This window comes from Lawsonella clevelandensis, from assembly GCF_001293125.1.
GTDB classification, from domain to species: domain Bacteria; phylum Actinomycetota; class Actinomycetes; order Mycobacteriales; family Mycobacteriaceae; genus Lawsonella; species Lawsonella clevelandensis.
On record NZ_CP009312.1, the window covers coordinates 932,015 to 951,959 of the forward strand.

A 19,945-nucleotide genomic window follows, 5' to 3' on the forward strand; every position below is an offset into this window, starting at 1 on the left:
TACATTAGTGGGAAACTCGGAATACTTCCTTCTTTCCCGATACAGAAAACTGCCCGTCAACAGCCACAACATCCCCCACATGCAACTGGCGACCCCGCTGGCAACAGACCTCCCCATTCACCTCCACCAAGCCCTCCGCAATAGCCTCCTTCGCCATCGCACCAGACTCCACCGCCCCCGCCAACTTCACAAACTGGCCCAGACGAATCATCTCATCCCGAATCACCACGTCAACCACAACAACACCTCAACTCCCCGCCAGCACCACACGCCAGCGCACAACCAACACCACCAGCAGCGGTGACGACCCCACCCCACACAGACAGCACCATCACCACACCAGTACCTTTCACCACCCAGCCTACCCCGCGGCAACCACCCCCCACACCACCAGCCCAGGCGATACATTAACAAGGTGACTACCACCGCAGAACACACCAGCCCGGCCGACCCCACCAACCCCGAACCGCTCCAACGGCTTGCCGACGGCACCGTCAAACAGGTCAACCCCTTCACCGGCACAGAAGTGTGGACTGTCCCCGGCCGCGCCAACCGACCCCTCCCCCACGCCCTCCCCGCACCACAACACCTCGTCTCCGACGCCCACACCAACACCTGTGACTTCTGCAGCGACAACTACATCCGCACCACCCCCGAAAAAATGCGGCTCGTCGACGGGCACCTGCAGAAAGAACTCCTCCCCCACGAAGCCACCCAACGCCCCGCCGACTTCCGCCTCATCGGCAACCTCTTCGAAATTGTCTCCCTCGACTACTGGAAAACCAACTACGGCTACCAGATATCCCCCCGCGCCCGCGCCCACCAAGAGCGCTACCTCGCCGACCCCGAAGGCCGCCACCACATCCACCAACTCGTCAACACCGTCTGGCAAGCCCACCACCGCTGCACCCCCAGCGACGTCCCCGACTTCACCGACGCCCAACTCCGCGAAGCCTCCGAACCCTTCTTCGGCGGCTGCCACGACGTCGTCATCGCCCGCCGCCACTACATCGACGGCGCCACCAGCAGCGACCAACTCTGCGCCTCCGGCAACCTCACCCCCGCCGAGCACGCCGACTTCCTCACCCTCAGCGTGCTCGCCCAAGAACAGCTCTACGCCGAAAACAACTGCGCACAATACGTCTCCGTCTTCCACAACTGGCTCCGCCCCGCCGGCGCCAGCTTCGACCACCTCCACAAACAACTCGTCGCCATCGACGAACTCCCCGCCAAAACCGAGCGAGAACTCCTCCGACTCGCCCACAACCCCGAGCTGTACCTCCACTACGGCCCCCGCTACGCCCACAACCAGCACCTGGTGCTCATGGAAAACGAGCACGCCATTGCCTACGCCAGCTACGGCCACCGCTACCCCAGCCTGGAAATCTACAGCAAACACCCCGACCTCCAACCGTGGGACATGGACGCAGACCAACTGCGCGGCGTCAGCGACGTACTACACGCCTGCCACGCCGCCACCGGCTCCGCCATCCCCGTCAACGAAGAGTGGTACACCCGCCCCCGCGACGTCAGCCCCACCGACGCCACCATCCCCTGGCACATCGTCCTCAAGTGGCGCATCAACACCCTCGCCGGCTTCGAAGGCGCCACCGGCATTTACCTCAACACCATCGACCCCTGGTCACTGCGCGATAAAGTAGGCCCCCGCCTGCACGAACTCGCAAGCGAGGGCCTCATCTCCGACGAGCTAGAACTCAACTAGCCAGCCGGTAAAGGGTGGTGGGCTTGAGCCCAGCCGCGTTAGTCACCACGGCACGGCACCGTCATCCTCTGGCCCAACTAGGGCGTGGGGACATCCGTTGTCTTCGGGCCATGCCATGTGCACACATACTGGGCACCCGGGTAGCAGCCGGCCTCATTCATATAGACCTGCCAGTACAAGGGCTTCCCACCATAGGTGTCCTGGTGGCGGGCATCGTCGATATCCATGGTGACAGAGCTCGATAGCACCTCAATGGGCTTATTCGGCCGCATCGTAAAGAAGTGCTCCGTGTTGGTGGAGACCAGGCGAATCGCCAACCGGTGCCCCTTACGCAGCACCCAATCATTCGGCAGCGCCTGGAACGTGAGGTCGCTCGTGCCCTTCCGCACCAGTGCCGCACCACGGGTAATGAGCAGGGTCTTGCCGTTGGGGGCGATGTCGTAAATGTTAGCGTTCATGCTGGCGCCCTCCCACAGCAGTGCCTGCATGCGCTGCACCACCGTCGCCTTCCCGGCCACCTGTCCGTACTTGCCGGTTTCGCCGTCGTAGCGCACTTTCGCCCGCACCTTCACGTTGCCGGAAAGATGCAGATCCCGGTCCTGGCGGGGGAGATACGCCCAAATTCCCTTCTCGACATTGCGGGCTTTCGCGTCTGCCTGCGAGGTAGCCATGCCACCACCGCCAGTGCGAGCAGCTACCGCAGAGCCAAACTTGACGGTGCCGCGCGGACCCTCGAAGGTAACGGTACGGTTCGGCAGGGGCCAAGACGCCTGGCTGCGCCACCGGCCAGTATTGTCCTGCACAATAAAGTTCGGGTAGGTACGGGTGGTGGCACCCTTCAGGTACTTGGCGTAAAAGTCCATGACCTCCGTGAAGAAGCCCGAACGGCCCACCTTCAGGTTGCCCTCCTTGTCCTTTTCGTTGCCGCGCACATGGTCCCACATGCCTAACCAGCCGCGGGTGGGGGCTTTGCGGTTCTTCAGTAGCTCCACCAGTCCATCCGGCTGGGTGTTGTCCTCGATGAGGCCAGCGGAGATGAAGATGGGTACCGAGGACGTGTTAGCCTTTGCGGTGAACTCGCGATCCCGCCAGTACTTGTGGCTGCGGATGGGGTCGATGCTGTTGCGGAGGTTATCGGAGAGGCAGTGCGGGTTGGCCAGCTCGTACACACTGTTCTTCAGGTAGCGCTCGGTGTCGTGGAATACGCGGCCGGGGCTCACCGCGATCTCGTCGTAGGCGATGCTGGTTCCCACCGCGTTGTAGTAGGGCACCTCGTTGTTGTACATGTACGTGTAGCCCTCCATGGCGGGCTCCTGCGACACTACTGCCGCCAGGCCGCGGGGCTGGTGAGCGGCGGCGATGAGGCCGGTGGACCCGTCATAGGACTTCCCGAAGAGGCCCACGCGCCCATTGGTCCAGGGTTGGGAGGCCGCCCACTCAACTGCCGTCATCACATCCTGCTGCTCGCCGGGGCCATTCCAGTCCAGGCAGCCAGTGGAGGCGCCGGTGCCGCGCAGGTCCACCTGAATCCAGGTGTAGCCGGCTTCCATGACGTGGGCCTCATTGATGAAGTCCTTGAAGCGCGGGTTGGGGTGGTTGGGGATGGTGGGGTTGAGGAGGGTAAGGCCGCGTTCTGGCGGGGAGACGATGCCGGTGATGCCGAGGTCTGCCAGGTGGTTGAAGTAGGGGCCTACCGACATGATGACCGGTGTCCGGACACTATCCGGAATACCCTTGGGGCGCAACACATCCGCGTGGATGGTAGTGCCGTCGGGAGTGGTGAAGTAGTGCTCCGTCCAGCTGGCGTGTTTATTCCAGTAAACGCTGCGCGGGTTGTGCAGGCTGGCCGGGGCGAAGGTGAGGCCAGTCTTGCTGGGGGTATCGGCGCTGCTCGTTGCGGGGGCGGGGCTCATGCCGGGGGCGGCCTGGGCGGGTGCAGCAGCGGGAAGCGTGCCGACCAGCAGCGCCAAGGCGGCGGCGCTGGCCACAGTGGTGGAGAGTGCGCTGGCCACAGGGGCGGCCAGACGGGTGGAGTTCAGTGGTGTACGCATGTGTTCAGTGTAGGTGACGGGGCAGGGGACGGATGGGGTTTACAGTGCGGGCATCGCATCACCGTGTCAATGGATAAACCTCACCAGCACACAACGACAACCCCCTACAACGCTGGTGGAAAAAGCTCACCCACTACCCCCAGCGGGTAGAAACCCTAGAAACCCACCAACAGCTTGACGCGCATGATCCTAACCCTGGGAATGATCCAGCCCAACTGGGAAACAACCGACAGGAAGGAACCCAATACCCAACCTTAAAGAATCCGCCAAGATAAAAACCATTAATGACATGACGGGAGAAGAACGTCGTGCATGCTTCGTATTACATCCCGTTCAATGTGCAAATGCACAACAACGTGGGGGGATAAATTGGCGTGGTCGGAGTCGGAGAAGTACTTCCCTAGCAGTAAAGGCTATACGGGGGCGGATGATAAAAGAGACGCCGCCAGACACTGCATCTGGATGGGAATGATGACCGCCTGGGGTGATGAATCCTTCGCCAGAGACATGGCCCGGGCCCATGAAGATAGTGACCAAGCCAGCACAAACCCTACTTATGCGAGGGCGTCTCGCCGGATGGATGAATGGAATAACGAAACCGGCATCGCAGTAGGCTTGCGCCATGATGACGACACTCCCGCCATCATCGCCGACTGTGTCACCAAAGCCAGACGTGCCACCTACATCCCCAGAGCCGCTCAGCACCCCACTAACATCCCCCCAGCCAACAACAACACCCACGGCAATGATCTCGTCTTCTTCGAAGGCCCCCACCGCACAAAAAGAGGCGAGACTTTCGGACATCTTTGCTGAATTGTTCGGAAAACTCTTTTTCTTAAAGCCCACGGGCTGGTTTTGTACCATTCCGTGGGCTTTTTCCTTGCCTGTAAGCCGTGATAGTGGCCCAGCCGTGGCCTAGTGCTGGTTTAAGACATACCAAAATCCTGCAAGGGACATGTCGAAAATCCTCAAGCAGGTCGCCGTGTTTGATTTTTGGTTGTTCTTTTGGCTAGGCCGAAACCGGCGGAGCATGTGACAGGTTCTGGTCTAAGTCCTCTTGGCTTGTATAAAGCGTGTCCTGCGGTGGCGTTGGTGGTTTCGGCGCACAAGGAGTGCCTGATTCGACTCGGTCTACAAACCTTCTAATGAGCGCGAGATTCACCGATGCTGCCGCGGCTATTCCGTTGAAAAAGTGTGCCGCAAAACCTCGCATGAGCCGGGATGTCTTATCGCCAAAGCCCGAGCCCCGCGAGTGCTTAAACAAGTCATTGCGAGACTCAATAATGTTGCGATACTTGCCAAAGACCGTGCGCCATTCGGCAGTGCCGTAGGCCGGGCCGTCCTGGCGGTACTTGTCGAGTTCGGTGTTTGGGATGGTCACCGAGTTCTTGCTGAAGCACACCGCAGGGCGAGCACCATCCGGCATGGTTTTCAGCATGGTATTGATGGCTGGGCGCTTTACCTTGGGCAGGCCTAAGTTGATGTGTCCTGCCTTATCCGGGTTCTTGATTTTCTCCGCCAAAGGACAGACCACCGACGGACTGTTCGCCTTGGCCGGACACTGTAATATCGTGGCTTTACCCGATGCCGTTGCACCTTTGACACGCAGGGCAAAGGGCTTGCGTTGCTCGACAAGTTTGATGTGTTCGTCTCTAGTAATCTCATCGTCGGAGAGCATTTTCGAGGCGTTAATCAGTTTTTCGGCCATAGCCGGGCAATACAGTTGCCCATCGACAAGAACGGCCCCGCTGGCAGTGTGCTTAGGAACAAAATTGTCTTTGCGATAATCGCCAACCAGCTTGTAGCCACGTTCGCGCATAGGGCGGTGAATATTCTCCGGTTTGGCTCCTGGGAAGTAGGCGCGGTCGCCGACCATGTAACCGCGTGGAGTATCCGGTAGTGAGGTGAGATACTGAACTGCATCCACAGCGTGACGACCTGGGCTGTGGCCGGGCTTGTCCATCGCAGCGCCGACAATAAGGCTGGGGATTCCGTAGTTTCCTGGTTCCTCCATAGCTGCGGCAGCCAGAGTAAATTCATAGCCCCACACTGGCGAGTCATCGTGCTTTTTATCCTCGGTATAGCGGTGGTCGCCTTCTTTGATGTACCAGTAGGCATCTGGTTCGCTAGAACACCGGCTAGAGCGCTTGGATGTTCCAGTCTGGGCAGCAATAACTGTGGTTCCGTCGACGGCAACGCCGCCATTCCATTGGTCGCGGTATTTCTCGGGTAGGCGTTGGAATGTTGCCCAGAGCAGTCGGCCTGCAAATTCTTGACCACGGGCCATGCGTTCGTCCATGAACTTCTAGTCTCGACCAGAAACAAGCGCTGCGTAGTCCTGCTTAGACAGACGGTGACGATAGGTCACCTCCGGGTAAGGATCAATGGTGGCAATGATGGTGTGCAGCGTAAACCACAGCCGATCGTACCAACGTGCCTGCTGTCGGTCGTAGCTGTCGAAGACTGCTTTTGCCTTGTCACGGCTGGGAAGTCCCAGGAAGTCGAGTGTCTTATCGGTGGCTTCGTGGCACAGCGTGTACGTGGCTTGGGTGATGTGTTGAGGCCTGCCTGTCGTTGCGAGGTACAGCCACAGGATAAGTCCGGCACGCAGCGAGATAATGCGTGGCCTACCGCCAGGTGCGGACTGTTGGGGCTTGTCCTCGGCAACCCACTTGTCGATTAAGTCCATAATCCCCGCCGAGTCGATAAGGCGATCCATGTCTCGTGCCTTGTCCACGGTAAACGGTGTCATGGCAGCGGTGTGGGTTCGCATGGCGCGGGGCATGGTCTCACCTCCTTGTGGTGGCTTGTGGGATTATCTTCGGGACGTGGCGGGTTTAGTTGGGCTTGCCGAGGTTGAGCCAGCGGCGGTAGTCGTCGTAGGAGTCTTGGCCGAACACATTGTGGAACAGTTTGTGGTTGCCGTATCCGGCGAGCCAGGCGGCGTAGCGCGGGACAATGCCCGAGCACACCAGCGACTTCAACCAGGTGGCGCGCAGCAGCGAGATTTGTGGGCGCAGCCCAATGGGGTGGTGCTTGTATAGCTGTTTGAGCACGTCGGGCAGACTTGCCGTGTTTCTCCGTCTGTGCGGGGAAAGCACACGCAATCGGATTCGGGCGGACGTAGAAACGGGTTCCATCGCGGGTCGACGGGAACGCTGCGGTCTGAAAGATGGACGAGCGCGATCCCACCCGGTGTGTATTCGAGGTCGTCGGTCGTCAGATTCACGATTTCGCGCGCTCGCAGTCCGGCTCCTAACGTCGCACTGCTTTGTCACCGGTCCGGCCCATGCGCGCGTCCGGTACGTGATTGCCGCACTCGACAACGCCGTGTGCACGAGGTATCCCTCCATCAACGCCGCGGCAGTGGACTTGGACATCAACACCTCCGCGCTGCGCGCTCTACTCTCCGGCGCGTCCTGGCCGACAGCGCTGCGCGTGGCCGAGCTCGAAACCCGACTGGGCATACAGTTGTGGCCGACCGACGCGCTGGAACCACGGGAGACCGGCGAATAGGCCGATACCAAACCGGGACGAAACAGTGAAACCCCGGCACATACAACATCGTGTGCCGCGGTTTCTAGACTTTTAGAGAGCAGTTAGTCCTTGTCTGCGACAATGCCATGTGCAAACGCAACCGAGTCGCCAATGTACTTGCCCAGTTGAACAGGAACAGCATTGCCTATCATCTGCTCACATGCCGTCTTAGAACCAACGAAACTGAATCCGTCCGGGAATGTCTGAATTTTCGCTCGCTCGCGCATCGTCAGCGGACGGGCATCGTCCACGCTACCAGCGTCGCCCGGGTGTCCAGGATAGCCCTTGGGGATTGGACGATTAACCCCTCGAATGGTTGGGCTTGGCTCGTCGACGGAGAAAATTCCACGGCGAGCGTAACTGCGAGGGTGCCGGTAATAGACATTAATGTCGATATTGTCACCGAACCACTCGCGGATCGTCATTGGCTTTTCGTCAACGACTTCTTCCCAATACTGGAGCACTTTTTCGGCATGTCCCGGTGTTAGTGAGCCAAAAGCGACCAAACGCTTGCGAGTCTGTGGAACGCCGCGGTAAGAGGCATCGAGAACTTTTTTAACAATCTCGTATCCTGCATCTTCCATGGTTTGCAACGCGGATTTGTACGCTGCTGCATGTTCGGCACGAGCAACATTTTCCATGATGAAGAACGGAGGCCGGAAGTGGGAAACAATAGCCGCGTACTTTTCGGTCAAGTCTGCTCGCGCACCTTCAACACGCTTGCCTGCCGAGGAAAAGTCCTGACACGGCGGTCCTCCGATAATCGCAGGAAACGAGCCATCATTGAGTCGGTGACGCTCCAGTTCCGCAATAACGGCATCTACATCCCCGAGGTCAAGGACATGGGCTTCGTGTCCGAGGTCGTTCGTGTTATATGTGTCAATGGCAGATTGCCAGTTGTCGTAGCCTGCGAGAAGGTGGAAACCTGCAAATTGGAAACCGAGGGACAGACCCCCACATCCAGAGAAAAGGTCAACGACTGGAGGAAGGTCTGGGTTGGGTTTCGTCGTCGAGGTTAAGCCCTGCTTTTCGCGCGCAAGGAACTCGTCAATGAGGTTGCTGGCCCAGACGGCACCGCCATTGATGTCTTCTGATGTTGCTGGGGGCAGTTGTCCACGCTTGCGTCGCGTGCGGATGGTCGCTGCCGAGACCCCTAGAAGAGCGGCAAGTCTTTTGACATCAAACAGTCCCGTTGCGGGGTCTGGCGCAGGTTTGATTGAAGGCATGTCCCCACATTAGCACGGGGTCGCAAACTGACCCGCATCCGCGCCAAAATGAGACATCCACTATGCTTCCCAGGCTTCTCCCGAGCGCAGCTTTTCGAGCGTGAACCGCAACGATAGCGACGCGTCGAGGCGACGTTCTGGCAGCAGAAACTCGCGTGCGCGCGGATCGAGGATTGAATCAACCTCATTAGCGCGTACTCGCGGGTTCAAAAACTCTGGGGAGTCCAGGATGTCGCGTATCGGATCGGTAAATGCACCTGCTTTGTCTGTCTGTTTCCCATACCCTGCGTCGCCGACTACTCGCGGGAAGTCAAGGATGCGCTGGGTGGAGTAATCCCACAGGCTGCGAACTAGCCAAACAACGGTACGCGCAGCGCGCGTCATGTCTGTGACAGGAGCGTCTTCGCGGATGTTGCCATTCTCGTCTAGGTAGGTCTTGCGTACTGAATCGGTATAGAGCGTCATAAAGGCAAGTTCGGTAAAGACGAACACGTCAAAAGCATGGTCGTCGAGCAAGGGACGCTGGCCTTGTGAACGCCAGATAGAGGTCATAATCAGTGGTCGCTGGACATCGACACCTGCACGGATAATGTCATCTAGAGCAGCTACAAACTTTGGCAACGCCTTGACCATCGAGCGGATGTCGCGCCAGTTAAAGTCGTTTGGTGCGCCGAGAGCATCCGAGATAATCGTTTGCAGTTCAAAGCGGCGAGTTTGGGTGAAGCCATACGCAATGGAGTAGGCAATTTGCTCGATTGAGGGAGGCCGAGAAACTAGTTCTCCTGTTTGTTTCTCACGGGGTCGGCGTGCGGACCCCGAGTTGGGGACGACAATAAGTTTAAGCTCTAGGGGGTGTAGTGGCTCACCTGTTGAGTTATCGAAGACAACAACGTCGCTTGGATTGATTTCTGGGAGATTTGTGTACGCCATATACGGGGTAAACGCTGTTTCAAAGACAAAACGCGCATTGTCATGGGATGTCCCGATGATGTCTTCCCATGCACGGTACTCGATACGGGTTTTGGGTGATTTGCCTTTCAGATTCTTCTCGGCAGCCACGACGGGAATATCGAGCTCTCGCACACCCGACAGGTACTGTGCCACGGCCAGTGGCCATGCGTTTGTAAAAGTGTTCTTGCCGAAGGATTTGGACTTTGTAAAATCCTTATTCGAGTGGTCAAGGCCGTAAAGGTACGTCATGGGCCATATCGTATCCAGACAGATCCACTAGTGCTTAACTTTTTGCAGGGTGTGTTACTTTTTGCCCCCTGCACAGGGTGGATCGGAATGTGATCGGGGACGCTGATTCACACGATGGGGAAACATCAGCTTAAAACAAGCGGAATTTCCCGTAACCCGACGAGCGCATGTCCCCGCGCGTTGATACTCTCTCCTTCAGACACCCTGGCCCCGCTGCCTCCCCCGACAGCGCTGTGTGGCCGGGGTGTCGCAGTTCGCTTGCAGAATCCTCAAATCCAGTCACGGGGCGTGCTTAATCCGACGGTGGGAAGATGCACCGATGTCCTGCCTGCGTAACTGTCTAAGAACCGGAGGGCCACACTGTGTGGTTGGTGTCATACCAGATCAGTGAGATTGTCGACCCGTCACGGATACCAAATAATTTTTGGCTCTTTCCGTTTCCCGAAACCTCGAATCGGCATAACGAGTCTTGACCCTGATATTGGTTGGCTAGTCGTGTCGTAGCTTGCTGGTTGGGACATTGGGACATGTTGTACTCGGCCATTCCACTTTGGCGGGCCTGTTCAAGCGTGTATCCCTCAAATTTTGCCAGCGTCTTGAAAATCAGCTGTGCGTGCTGACCTTTGACCGTTTTCTTGAACGACCACTGCCCTCCTTTATCCATCCGAGAAAATCGGAAAGACAGTTTCTCACTGGAAACGCTGCTTGGAGAGTCGACGGGAGTTCGTGGTGCCGTTGACGGCGTGGTGTCCTGCGTACTGGGAAAAGTACCTTTCTTCTTCCCCATACGGCTAGACCAAAGAACCGTAGTATTCGGCAATGGAGGCGATAGGTATAAGCTCCGTCGACGGCTCGCCGCTGGGGGAGTCTCCACGCGCGTCGAGCCATGGGCGCTCGCGGTGTGTCATTTCGCTTAGTTCGACAGCAGATTTTGGCCCATAGTGCGCGATCACAGACTCAACGGTCTGTCGCTCGGATTCGGTAAGTGCCTCTGGGTCGCCGGGGAAGTGTCCAGCGCGAACGCGGAACTCACCGCGGTGGCGACCATACAATTCAGGCGACACGGGACCATTAGCCCACGCCTCGAAGCGTTGAGGAAACAGCTCTTTTTCGTCCCAAACGAGGTTCCAGGCCTGGCTGTAGTAGCACAATTTTTGTAGCTTCATAGTGGTCATTTCGCCGCGGCGGGACAAAATAAATTCGGCAACATCAAATATGCTTGCCATGGTCACCTCCTCGTTTTAGCCGTGCTCAAAGTTTGATTCCATCGTAGGATATTTTAGCAGTTCGAGTTATACCACGCCTAAAAATGCGACCCATCATAGTGATGTGATTCCGCCCTCTCTGCCCATGTGCAGGATAAATGTAGTTTTCCGTGCAGGTGGATGCTCACGCTCGGTGTCAGTAACCCCAGCCCCTCGCACTCGCCACGTCCCTCGCCGGGCACTCGCGGCCTACTCGACCACCATGGTGCCTTGGCCGCCGCCAGCACGCGTTACCAGGTCGAGGACGCGGCCAGGCTGCGTGCTCGGCGTGTCGATGGTGCCGATAGCCCAGTCGAGGTAGTCGACGCGCAGGCTGCCGCGCAGCCCGAACAGGCACACGGCCATGTCGTGCCCGCACCAGGAGACGTGGAGCCGCAGCGTGGGCGTGGCAATGTGGTCGACCTCGACAAGTGCCACCGCGACGTGTACCTGGCCGCGCGGGCTGGCTTTATTCAGCACGCTCATGGCAGCGGTGTAACCGTGCGTGTGCAGCATCAAGTGCAGTGCCCACGGGTCGAAGGCGAAGCGTGCGATGTCGTCGGCGGCAGCGAGTTCGAGGTCGAGAATCACCATGTCCCCGCGAGGGGTGGTCATGCGAGCTCCAGCCGAGTCCACTGCGTTGTCGACAGCATGACCAGGTCGTGTTCGAGTTGCCAGCTGTGGTGGAACATGTTGCCCCAGGCCGGGCTGTTGCTTGCCCAAAACGTTGCGTTCGGCCAGCGTGGCTCGTCGCTTGTCGGTGCAGGTGGCAGGCAGGTTTTCGCTCGTGAGGCGGCGAGGATGTGGCTGGCGGCAAGTGTCCTGGCTCGCAGGGCGTTGACGCTGACCACGCGCTCGTCGGCTCCCATAGACCACCAGGTTCTCGCTAGGAAGTTGCGCGCCTGGTGGACTCGCTGTGTGCTCGCCACGTCGCGGAGTGCTCTCGGTTCGACGAGGACGACAGGTTCGAGCAGAGACGAACATGTTATCCATCTTGGTCGCGGGTAGCCAGTGGCCGCGGCTTGCTGGTCGACAAGAAGGCCGGTCGTGACGGTGGCACAGTGGATTCCGCCGACATCGCACAGACAGCAGGTGACGACAACACCGGCATCGTCAAGCACCGTGTCGCGGCGGTCGAGGTTGACCACGCCGACGGTGTCAATGCGTGCCTGGTTGCCAGGCACCGTCTCCGACAGCTCGACAAACCGGCTGTGTACCTCGCCGTCGTCGCCGACCTGGGCGGGTCCGTACAGGTACTCGGCAATGTCGTAGAGTCCGGGCAGTTGTTCGCGCAGCCACGACGAATCGGCGGCGAAGCCGCTGCCATCGCCTGCGTGCATGATGTGGGCGACGCGCGCTGCGTCTTCGGGTGCGACGAATGTGCGCAGGTAGGTCACCTGTGTGGGTGGGTGACCTTGCGTTATCTTCCACGGCATCCCGTAGATAGCTGGGTCGGGTGGGTTTGTAGACATGGCATGTCCCCTTCAAAAAGACTGTCACTGGTTGATAGCAGCCTTCAACCTAGCCAGTGCCATGATGATGCTGTAACGACAGCCCCCGGCCTAGGGTGGTTTTGTCCCTGGTTGGATTTTCGCCGCTGGGGCGGCAGTGAGCAGGACGCTCGCGTTGGAGCGCCTGGAGGGGTCAAGGGCGTGCCCTTGCACGGACTTTGCGCCAACGATGTCAACGTGTGGACGTGCCGTTAAGGGCCACGCGGTGCGATGTTCACCTTCGAGTTCGTGCCACTGATAGTGGGCTTTTGAGTTCGATGCTATAGCAGCGAAGCCGTTGCCTGACCATCTTGTCGCGCAGTGGCATCCGACAAAGAACGGTGACGTGACCCCAGACATGGTCACGGATGGGTCTAACGCAAAAGTGTGGTGGGTCTGCGAGCATGGGCACGAGTGGCAGGCAGTGGTTGCCAACCGCACCAAGGGTTCTGGCTGCCCGGTGTGTTTCCGCCGCCGATGCCGCACCACCGGCGCGTAGGCCGCGGCGGGGGCTTAAATCCATGGGGTGAGTAGGCCTCCTGCCATGGGAACGGCAGCTCACACCTGTCGGCGCGGCGCAACGCGGTCGGTTATCCGAATGTCTCGAGGCAGAAAATGAGCAAGCCCCTGCACAAAACCACCCTCCACACCTGGGGACACTGGGCAGCCTACATCCTCCTCACAATCCTTGGATTCTGCACAGCGGATTACTTCTGGAGTGTGCATGATACTTTCAATACACTACTCCCACACTTTCCTGGCCCATCTGCTCCTGAGGCTGTTGGGCTTGTTACGGTTCAGCTTTATGGGATGGTTTTTCTGCTGATCCTGTTGGTGTTGTCTCGGAGGTTTTCCCCAAAGCAGCCCCCTATATTGCGTTCTTCGCTATAGGTTTCGTAATTAATGCACTGTTAGAAGGAATGCTTTTTGCTTACGTTCATCTCTATGAGGGGAGTTTCTTTGGACCGCCCAACTAACACCCGCGTCACAGCCCGCGAGTTTATCCCTGTTTATGTACAGTATCTTCTCATCACCTGGCTAGGAGTCGCCTTCCTCTACTGGGGAATAGCACTCACCACCGGCTACGCCACTGACCGCTTCTGCCTCCTCCTCACCACATGCTTATGCGCAGTAGCTGCCATAGGAGCAGCCGCCACCTACAAGAAAGGCAGTCTCCACTCCCCCTTGCAGCACTTGCCAGCATGGTGCTAGCCGCCAGCCTCCTCATCGGCACTGGGTATCTGCCACTGCTAGTTCTTCCACGATGTCAAGGAAGAAGGGAGACTTTAACAAAACCCACAACGCACCCCCAGAAGAGTTCCTGGATTCTGATTCGTCAAAGTGAATCGAGGAGAGAGCACTATCTGGAGAATGTTGAAACTGTTCATGGCTGGGGGCAGCGTTGTAGTAAACCGACAGCGAGCTTCTGGGCAGCGAGCAACGGGGCGGTGTGTGGTGGGGGACGGCGTACTGGTTGTGGGTCAGCGGGCGCGAGAGTTAGGGGGTGTTGGCGCTTTCTTCCGCAGCTACTTCAGCCGAGGCCGTCTTATCGGCGGCAGCGTCACCGGGCATGGCGTCACCGGGTGCGTCGGCAACACCATCAGTGTCGTCACCGTGCCAGCGGTCGGAGTCGCGGATGCCCCACTTGGCCAAGAAGACCGTCAGCAGGGTGGCCACACCGCACGCTACGAAGATAATGGCGGTTCCTTGGCTGGAGAGCTTGATGGCCAGGTCGTTAAGGGCGGTGGCCTGTTCGGCAGACAGCAACCCGGCTACTTTGGCGCCCACCTTGTCGGCGGCACCGGTACTCACCATGTCCCGGACGGTACTGGCGGTGTCTGCAGGCAGAGAGGTGAAGATAGAGTTCTTGTCCAGGCCGTTGTTGATGTGACTGGCTAGGATAGCGCCGTTGATGGCGACACCTGCGGCGGTACCCAGCGGCATGGCGGCGTTGGCCATGCCGGTGGCGACACCAGCTTTCTGCGGAGGTACGACGGAGACGGCAATATCCATCATGAACGGGGTGACGAAACCGCCGCCAATGCCCATAAGGAGGAAAACGGGGACGATCGCTACCCAGTTGGTGGTGTAGTTGATGGAAAGGCCGGTGAGGAGGCCGATGGCGTTGATGGCCATGCCGATGGCGACGACGTTATTGGCACCGATCTTTTTCCCGAGGGGGCCGACCATGCCAGCAACGGCGATCATGGGAACGGCAACGAGCATGATGATAGCGCCGATTTGGATAGGCGTGCGCTGTCCGACGCCGAACATCCAGTAGATGCAGTAGCTGAACAGTCCGAAGCTCATGAGTTTGGAGACGAAGCCGAGCACAATGACGGTGCTGTAGCTGGGAATCTTGAACATGTTGAGGTTCAGCAGGGCGTCGTCACCCTTGCGCGATTGCCGCCAGATCATGATACCCATGACGATAATACCGAGGATGAAGGGGAGGATGGTCCGCCAGCTGCCCCAGCCACGTTGCGGTCCGTAGAGGATGGCATAGTTGATGGCAAAGAGGCTGATGACAGTGTAGACGATGGTGAGGTAGTCGGCTTTGCCTTGGGCAGTGGTGCCTTCGGCGCGGAGCGTCTTGTAGGTGTTGGGTACGGCGGCGAGGGTACCAAGGATGCAGATGAGGCCGAGGGGCACATTGATAAGGAAGAGCCAGGGCCAGGCGCCGCGACCAAGGAAGTCCCCGGCGGTTTGGAGGATGATGCCGCCAACCAGGGGGCCGAAGGCCATGGCGGCAACGGAGACGGTCATGGAGAGACCAATAGCACGGTTGCGGCGGGCAGAGTCTTCTTTAGCGTAGGCGTCTGCGATGAGAGGGATGCAGGTGCCGAAAACCATGGCGGCGCCGAAGCCTTGGATGCCACGGAAGACGACGAGACTGTCTGCGGTGGGGGCGAAGGCGCAAGCGAGGCTGGAGAGCATAAAGAAGGCGTGGCCAATGAGGAAGAGCGGCCGTCGGCCCCAGAAGTCGGAAATGGCACCGACGCCGAGGAGGAGGGAGGCGAAGGCGAGGGTGTAGGCGTTAATTACCCATTGGGCGCTGGAGAGGGGAGCATTGAAGTAGTTGGCGATAGAGGATAGCGCGACGTTCACAATGGTGTTGTCGAGCGTCATGATGATGGTGGAGAGGCCAACGAAGACGGCCGCCCAGACCGGTTTCGGGGTGCTCTTTGGGGTGTTTGTGGTGGTCACGGGCATCCTTAAACGAAGTTTCTCAAAGTGAAAAAGTTAGGCATGGCTAACTTTACTCGTATTGTCTTTAGGGGCAACCCGGCCGCCTGAATATTCACCAGTCTTCATGCATCCCTTGAGTTTTAACTGAGGGTGGTGGCGGTGTGTGTACTGGCCGGGTGACGGCTGGGTAATGGCTGGGTGATGGCTGGGTGATAGCACGCGGCTGGCGGCAGCGGGGTGTGACAAGATGGAGACATGACTATTATCGCGGCCGCAGACGGCTCCTCTTTGGGTAACCCCGGTCCCGCCGGCTGGGCATGGTTCATCGACGAGACCTGCTGGCATGCGGGTGGCTGGCCGCAGGGCACCAATAACCAGGGCGAGCTGATGGCCGTGCTGGATCTGCTACTGTCCACCAGGCACCGCGCTGAGGAGGAGTTGCACATTCTGTGCGATTCCCAGTACGTCATCAATTCGTTGACGAAGTGGATGCCGGGATGGAAGAAGCGCGGCTGGAAGAAGGGGGACGGCAAGCCGGTACTGAACACGGATCTGATGCGCCAGTTGGATACGGAGTTGCGAGGACGGCCTGTGCGCTTCACCTGGGTGAAGGGGCATGCGGGGCACCCGTTGAACGAAGCGGCAGATTCAGCGGCCCGCGCGGTAGCTACCGCCTACCAGCACCACCAGCCGATTCCGGAGGGGCCGGGCTTCCCCGGCGCGGGCAGCACCAGCGCGGGCAATGGCAGCGGCAGTGGTGCCGGTAGTAGTGCAGTCAGAGGTGGCGCTGCCGTCACTACCCCACAGAGCAGCCCGCGCCATGGCGCGCCTAGCCCTACGCCCAACGCTGCTCAGAATTCCGCACCCACGTCCACCCCCAGTTCTGCCGCTGGAACGCAGGACACGCTGTTCTAACGACGCCTTCCCCGGCGTTTTTCCTGGCGTTTTCCCCGGCAGCGCCTTCTTGGCTTTTTCCGGCGTCTCGTTGTACGCCTTCACCTTGCCCATTCGGCAGCCCACCACATCGGGCAGCCTTGAGCCTGTGGCCACACTTAGTGCCTCACGCGCACCGGGGCGCTAGGCGGTGATGAGGGTGAGGGTCCAGCAGCCGTCGCCACCCTCCAAACGGGCACCGCTCAGGTGGTCACTGCCCAAGCTGCCGCGGATGGTGGCAAAGAGCTGCGGCTGTGCCTCCACGAGTTCACCCGGGTCGTTGATGGTGAGCCCGTCACCCCCCGCTTTCACCAGCGCCTGCGTCAACAACCCACGCCAGTGTTTCGCGTTGTGGGACACCACTTTTTCGTAACCGTTGGTGAGCCGCACAACCTTTACCTGCACCACGTCGATGGCGTACTCCTGGCACACCCGCGCGTTCGGCATCCACGCTTTCTGGTAGGCGCCAGAGCGGCAGTCGACAACCAGTTCCCCTTCCATCTGCTGAGTGAAGGTGTTTTTGAGAGCGCGCCGCCAGTAGGGGCCGAGGGGGCCGATGCCGGGGAGATCGACGTTCATGGCGCAGCGGTAGGCGGGGATGCGGTCGCCGGGGCGAACCCACCCCCACAACCCGGAGGCGATAAGGATGTGCTTGTCGGCCCAAGCCAGGTGGCGGGGGCGGCCACCGCTCAGTTGCGCGCCGGCGTAGAGGACACCGGTGTAAATATCGCGGGCGGGGGCGGCGGGTTGCTGCCAGAGGGTGCGGTTGCGGTAGACGTCTCCGGCAACGCGTTGGCCGGCACCCAGGATGGTGAGGGCGTCGGGGTGGTTGCTGGCGGCTTGGAGAGCGTCACCGACGGCCAGGCGTTGGTCGGCCAGGTGGGGGTAGACCAGGCTGTCGAGGCGGATGGGGGCGCGGTCTGGGCTGGCGGGGGTTTTCCCTTCGGAGGGTGGTAGCAGAATGCGCATGGGTGCTGGTGCCGGTTGCTCGATGGCGGAGGCTAGCCGCCGGCCGGGGCTAGCCGCTGGGGGTAAGTCGATGGGCCTAGTCGACGGGGTTAGTCAATGACGGTGAGGACTTCGCTGGTGGGGCGGCGGGTCTTCATGCGGTGCTCGGCGTCGGAATAGCCGAAGCACACGAACACAGTGAGGTGGAACTCCTCCGGATCGTAGACGCCACGGTCGGTGAGGAGCTCCTCCAGAGGGCGCTTCTGGAACCCTTCGATGGGGGTGGAGTCGATGCCCATGGCGGCGGACATGGTAAGCATGTTGCCCAGCGCCATGTACACCTGCTTATCAACCCAGAGGTTCTTTTCGCGATCTGTCTGGAAGTCTTGGTCCTCGTTGATGAAGGTGACGTAGCGGTCCATGCGGGCGTCAAGTCCCTCATGCGGATACTTCTGGACATCCTCGTGTATGTGGGTGAGATAGCTACTGTAGGGCTTCATCTGGTCGACGTTGCGGCCGAGGAGAGCAACGAAGTGGCTGGCGTCTTCGAGTTTACCGACGGCTCCCCACATGTGGGGGAGCATGTCGTTGATGAGGTTGCGGTTGTTGATGCGGACGAAATGCCAGGGTTCGAAGCCCATACTGCTGGGGCTCATGCGGCCAGCTTCGATAATGGCGGCGAAGTCCTCTTCGCTGACCCGCATGGTGGGGTTGTATTTTTTGGCGGTGTAGCGGTTGTGGAGAAGCTGGACAACCTGCTCGGCGGTCATGCAGGGGGTGAGGTTGGGGACTCCTGGCTGGTTAGGGAGGTGCTGGGTGGGGTCGGTGCTCATTGCGGGTGCGGTCTCCTTCTACGGCTTCTCGGTGTGGTTACAGCTTAGCGCGGGAGCGGCGGGTCGATGCGCCCTCCACTGTCGGGGCTACTGCTGTTATGGCTGGAGCTACCGCCTTTACTGTGGTGGTGACTGCCGCGTTCAGCGAGAGTGGTAGAGGACTGATCACCTTTCCGGCTGGACCCGTCACCCCTACCGCTAACACTTCCACTGCTGGTGGCGTTCCCGTTGGCGGTGTCGGCGCGGGCCTGGGTTTCCTGCCGTTCACGGCTACGGGTCGCCATGGTTTGCTCGGTCAGCTTGGCGCGGCGATCCATCTCGGCCTGCCGGCGGCGGGACTGCTGGCGCTGCTCATCGGGGCTACCCAGGCGGTTGCCCAGCCGGGTGAAGCGGGCAGTGATGCGGTTGCCCAAGTCCTGCCAAGGGCCGTCGGGCACGGTTTCACCGGAGGTTTCTTCCAGTTCCTTTTGGAGCTCTTCCCGCAGGTCGTGGCCGGAGATGAGGAGGCCGCGGGCGTCGTTGGCCAGCTCGTCCCCGTTATGCATTTCGAGGGCGACGCGGATACGTTCCATGCGGACGCGGTCGCGAGCTTGGAGGGCGCGGGGCATGGCGACGCAAACAATACCGCCGAACATGTTGAGGGGGATGATCCACCAGAGGAAGCCAAGGATGTCCAGGGGGGTGACACTGGAGCCGGCACACCAGGCGCCCAGCATGATGAGCGTGTCGAGGACACTGTGGAGCATGCCGAAGCCGAAGAGGAGGATGCCACCGAAGAGGGCGGCCACGATTTTGCCGACGACTTCGCTGGTGCCCATCTGCATACGGGTCATGAGGGTAATGGCGGTGCCGGCAATGATGGCCATGAGCACGGTTTTGAGGTCTGGGGTGAGGGAGGCGAAGTGTTCCCCGTGGTGGATGAGGACATGGTTGGAGTCAGGGAAGGCGGTGGTGGTGGCCCACATGACAACGAGGCCGCCGACGAGGTTGCCAAGGAAGGTGTAGAACCAGAACCTGATGAGTTGGAGGATGCGGGCACGGCGGGCGACGACGGCAAAGGTGGGGACGAGGAAGCCTTCGGTGAAGAGTTCGGAATGGGCGAGGAGGAGGGTGATGAAACCGAGGCTGAAGGCGACGCCGCCGAGGAGTTGACTGCCGGTGAGATCAGTGACACGCATGCCGATGAGGATGCCGAGGCTGATTTCCATGCCGCCCATGACACCGGTGATGAATTGTTGGGGGCGGGGGCGGGCAAGGCGTTGGCGGCCTTCGCTGACCTGCCGGTCGAAGGCATCGTCGAGGGCTTTTTCGCGGTGGAAGGTGGTGTTGTCGTCGTTGAGAGTGGCGATGCGTTCTTCTTGGACGCGTTCACGGTTTTTGGTGAGGCGTTCTTCGATTTGGGCGCGTTGGTGGTTGGCTCGGCTGTTTTTTCCGCTGTCGATGATTCCCATGAGTTGTCCACCTTCCTTGGGCGGGGAGAGTTCACAAGGACATTACAAGCAGGATACCGGGGGATAGGTGATCTGTGCCGTGGGATGGTGGGTTTTCTCGCCGCCAGGGTGACGGGTCTC

At 59.7% G+C, this 19,945-nt stretch carries 20 protein-coding genes; 6 read left to right on the plus strand and 14 right to left on the minus strand.

The genetic code is table 11. The annotated features are described in order from the left end of the window. Positions 1 to 4 precede the first annotated feature (4 nt). On the minus strand, positions 5 to 238 hold the full coding sequence (locus tag IY73_RS04085) for an RNA-binding S4 domain-containing protein (protein ID WP_257720247.1): 234 nt from the start codon (positions 236 to 238) through the stop codon (positions 5 to 7). A 177-nt stretch (positions 239 to 415) separates the two neighbouring features. Here IY73_RS04085 and IY73_RS04090 point away from each other — a divergent pair, with 177 nt between their 5' ends. Beyond that, positions 416 to 1,723 carry a DUF4921 family protein gene (locus IY73_RS04090; protein ID WP_053961980.1) on the plus strand — a complete coding sequence of 436 codons (1,308 nt, stop codon included), beginning with the start codon at positions 416 to 418 and terminating at the stop codon, positions 1,721 to 1,723. A gap of 77 nt (positions 1,724 to 1,800) precedes the next feature. Here IY73_RS04090 and IY73_RS04095 read toward each other — a convergent pair whose 3' ends face one another. After that, complete coding sequence (locus IY73_RS04095; RefSeq protein ID WP_053978891.1) at positions 1,801 to 3,774, minus strand: CocE/NonD family hydrolase; 1,974 nt, start codon at positions 3,772 to 3,774, stop codon at positions 1,801 to 1,803. 336 nt (positions 3,775 to 4,110) lie between these two features. On the opposite strand from IY73_RS04095, the gene IY73_RS04100 reads away from it, so the two are divergent. Continuing rightward, entirely contained in the window at positions 4,111 to 4,587 is a 477-nt protein-coding gene (locus IY73_RS04100) for a DUF6973 domain-containing protein (protein WP_390175768.1), read from the plus strand. A 196-nt stretch (positions 4,588 to 4,783) separates the two neighbouring features. Here IY73_RS04100 and IY73_RS04105 read toward each other — a convergent pair whose 3' ends face one another. From IY73_RS04105 to IY73_RS04115, 3 genes are read right to left on the minus strand one after another with little or no spacing between them, the layout of a single operon-like run. Then, a complete protein-coding gene (locus IY73_RS04105; protein ID WP_053978893.1) occupies positions 4,784 to 6,073 on the minus strand; it encodes a hypothetical protein in 1,290 nt (429 codons plus the stop codon). Between the two features lie 6 nt (positions 6,074 to 6,079). Then, positions 6,080 to 6,559, minus strand: coding sequence for a hypothetical protein (locus tag IY73_RS04110; RefSeq protein WP_053978894.1), 480 nt, complete (start codon positions 6,557 to 6,559; stop codon positions 6,080 to 6,082). A gap of 52 nt (positions 6,560 to 6,611) precedes the next feature. Beyond that, positions 6,612 to 6,830, minus strand: coding sequence for a hypothetical protein (locus tag IY73_RS04115; protein ID WP_053978895.1), 219 nt, complete (start codon positions 6,828 to 6,830; stop codon positions 6,612 to 6,614). 274 nt (positions 6,831 to 7,104) lie between these two features. Here IY73_RS04115 and IY73_RS08320 point away from each other — a divergent pair, with 274 nt between their 5' ends. Next, positions 7,105 to 7,290 carry a hypothetical protein gene (locus IY73_RS08320; RefSeq protein ID WP_148565049.1) on the plus strand — a complete coding sequence of 62 codons (186 nt, stop codon included), beginning with the start codon at positions 7,105 to 7,107 and terminating at the stop codon, positions 7,288 to 7,290. Between the two features lie 83 nt (positions 7,291 to 7,373). On the opposite strand, the gene dcm is transcribed toward IY73_RS08320, so the two are convergent. The 5 genes from dcm to IY73_RS04145 all read right to left on the minus strand — a co-directional run bounded on the left by dcm (position 7,374) and on the right by IY73_RS04145 (position 12,453). After that, on the minus strand, positions 7,374 to 8,537 hold the full coding sequence (gene dcm, locus IY73_RS04120) for a helix-turn-helix domain-containing protein (RefSeq protein WP_053978896.1): 1,164 nt from the start codon (positions 8,535 to 8,537) through the stop codon (positions 7,374 to 7,376). A 60-nt stretch (positions 8,538 to 8,597) separates the two neighbouring features. Continuing rightward, positions 8,598 to 9,737, minus strand: coding sequence for a HindVP family restriction endonuclease (locus tag IY73_RS04125; RefSeq protein WP_053978897.1), 1,140 nt, complete (start codon positions 9,735 to 9,737; stop codon positions 8,598 to 8,600). Between the two features lie 791 nt (positions 9,738 to 10,528). After that, a complete protein-coding gene (locus IY73_RS04135; RefSeq protein WP_053978899.1) occupies positions 10,529 to 10,963 on the minus strand; it encodes a Panacea domain-containing protein in 435 nt (144 codons plus the stop codon). Positions 10,964 to 11,191: 228 nt separating this feature from the next. After that, positions 11,192 to 11,596, minus strand: a complete 405-nt coding sequence (locus IY73_RS04140; protein WP_053978900.1) for a hypothetical protein — start codon at positions 11,594 to 11,596, stop codon at positions 11,192 to 11,194. Next, a complete protein-coding gene (locus IY73_RS04145) occupies positions 11,593 to 12,453 on the minus strand; it encodes a hypothetical protein (protein WP_053978901.1) in 861 nt (286 codons plus the stop codon). Before IY73_RS04145 ends, IY73_RS04140 begins: the two co-directional genes overlap by 4 nt. A 316-nt stretch (positions 12,454 to 12,769) precedes the next feature. Here IY73_RS04145 and IY73_RS08815 point away from each other — a divergent pair, with 316 nt between their 5' ends. After that, positions 12,770 to 12,970 carry a zinc-ribbon domain-containing protein gene (locus tag IY73_RS08815; RefSeq protein WP_390175708.1) on the plus strand — a complete coding sequence of 67 codons (201 nt, stop codon included), beginning with the start codon at positions 12,770 to 12,772 and terminating at the stop codon, positions 12,968 to 12,970. A gap of 461 nt (positions 12,971 to 13,431) precedes the next feature. Next, positions 13,432 to 13,683: a hypothetical protein gene (locus tag IY73_RS04150; RefSeq protein ID WP_148565051.1), complete on the plus strand. Its 252-nt coding sequence runs from the start codon at positions 13,432 to 13,434 to the stop codon at positions 13,681 to 13,683. Positions 13,684 to 13,968: 285 nt separating this feature from the next. Here the strand turns inward: IY73_RS04150 and IY73_RS04155 are convergent, their stop codons facing one another. Next, the gene (locus IY73_RS04155; RefSeq protein ID WP_053978903.1) at positions 13,969 to 15,678 is read right to left on the minus strand and encodes an MFS transporter; all 1,710 of its coding nucleotides are present in this window, start codon (positions 15,676 to 15,678) and stop codon (positions 13,969 to 13,971) included. A 237-nt stretch (positions 15,679 to 15,915) separates the two neighbouring features. Between IY73_RS04155 and IY73_RS04160 the strand changes: the two genes are divergently transcribed. Continuing rightward, the gene (locus tag IY73_RS04160) at positions 15,916 to 16,575 is read left to right on the plus strand and encodes a ribonuclease H family protein (RefSeq protein ID WP_082345405.1); all 660 of its coding nucleotides are present in this window, start codon (positions 15,916 to 15,918) and stop codon (positions 16,573 to 16,575) included. Positions 16,576 to 16,737: 162 nt separating this feature from the next. Here the strand turns inward: IY73_RS04160 and IY73_RS04165 are convergent, their stop codons facing one another. The 3 genes from IY73_RS04165 to IY73_RS04175 all read right to left on the minus strand — a co-directional run bounded on the left by IY73_RS04165 (position 16,738) and on the right by IY73_RS04175 (position 19,825). Then, positions 16,738 to 17,562 carry a YaaA family protein gene (locus tag IY73_RS04165; RefSeq protein WP_053978904.1) on the minus strand — a complete coding sequence of 275 codons (825 nt, stop codon included), beginning with the start codon at positions 17,560 to 17,562 and terminating at the stop codon, positions 16,738 to 16,740. A gap of 89 nt (positions 17,563 to 17,651) precedes the next feature. Further along, positions 17,652 to 18,374: an NAD(P)H-dependent oxidoreductase gene (locus IY73_RS04170; RefSeq protein ID WP_053961984.1), complete on the minus strand. Its 723-nt coding sequence runs from the start codon at positions 18,372 to 18,374 to the stop codon at positions 17,652 to 17,654. 44 nt (positions 18,375 to 18,418) lie between these two features. Then, the gene (locus IY73_RS04175) at positions 18,419 to 19,825 is read right to left on the minus strand and encodes a formate/nitrite transporter family protein (protein ID WP_053978905.1); all 1,407 of its coding nucleotides are present in this window, start codon (positions 19,823 to 19,825) and stop codon (positions 18,419 to 18,421) included. Between the last annotated feature and the right edge of the window lie 120 nt (positions 19,826 to 19,945).

Coding starts and splice junctions, on each gene's coding strand:
- IY73_RS04095 (WP_053978891.1), bottom strand. CDS start 3,774: ATGCGTACACCACTGAACTCCACCCGTCTGGCCGCCCCTGTGGCCAGC.
- IY73_RS04100 (WP_390175768.1), top strand. CDS start 4,111: ATGTGCAAATGCACAACAACGTGGGGGGATAAATTGGCGTGGTCGGAG.
- IY73_RS04105 (WP_053978893.1), bottom strand. CDS start 6,073: ATGGACGAACGCATGGCCCGTGGTCAAGAATTTGCAGGCCGACTGCTC.
- IY73_RS04110 (WP_053978894.1), bottom strand. CDS start 6,559: ATGCCCCGCGCCATGCGAACCCACACCGCTGCCATGACACCGTTTACC.
- dcm (WP_053978896.1), bottom strand. CDS start 8,537: ATGCCTTCAATCAAACCTGCGCCAGACCCCGCAACGGGACTGTTTGAT.
- IY73_RS04125 (WP_053978897.1), bottom strand. CDS start 9,737: ATGACGTACCTTTACGGCCTTGACCACTCGAATAAGGATTTTACAAAG.
- IY73_RS04135 (WP_053978899.1), bottom strand. CDS start 10,963: ATGGCAAGCATATTTGATGTTGCCGAATTTATTTTGTCCCGCCGCGGC.
- IY73_RS04140 (WP_053978900.1), bottom strand. CDS start 11,596: ATGACCACCCCTCGCGGGGACATGGTGATTCTCGACCTCGAACTCGCT.
- IY73_RS04145 (WP_053978901.1), bottom strand. CDS start 12,453: ATGTCTACAAACCCACCCGACCCAGCTATCTACGGGATGCCGTGGAAG.
- IY73_RS04160 (WP_082345405.1), top strand. CDS start 15,916: ATGACTATTATCGCGGCCGCAGACGGCTCCTCTTTGGGTAACCCCGGT.
- IY73_RS04165 (WP_053978904.1), bottom strand. CDS start 17,562: ATGCGCATTCTGCTACCACCCTCCGAAGGGAAAACCCCCGCCAGCCCA.
- IY73_RS04170 (WP_053961984.1), bottom strand. CDS start 18,374: ATGAGCACCGACCCCACCCAGCACCTCCCTAACCAGCCAGGAGTCCCC.
- IY73_RS04175 (WP_053978905.1), bottom strand. CDS start 19,825: ATGGGAATCATCGACAGCGGAAAAAACAGCCGAGCCAACCACCAACGC.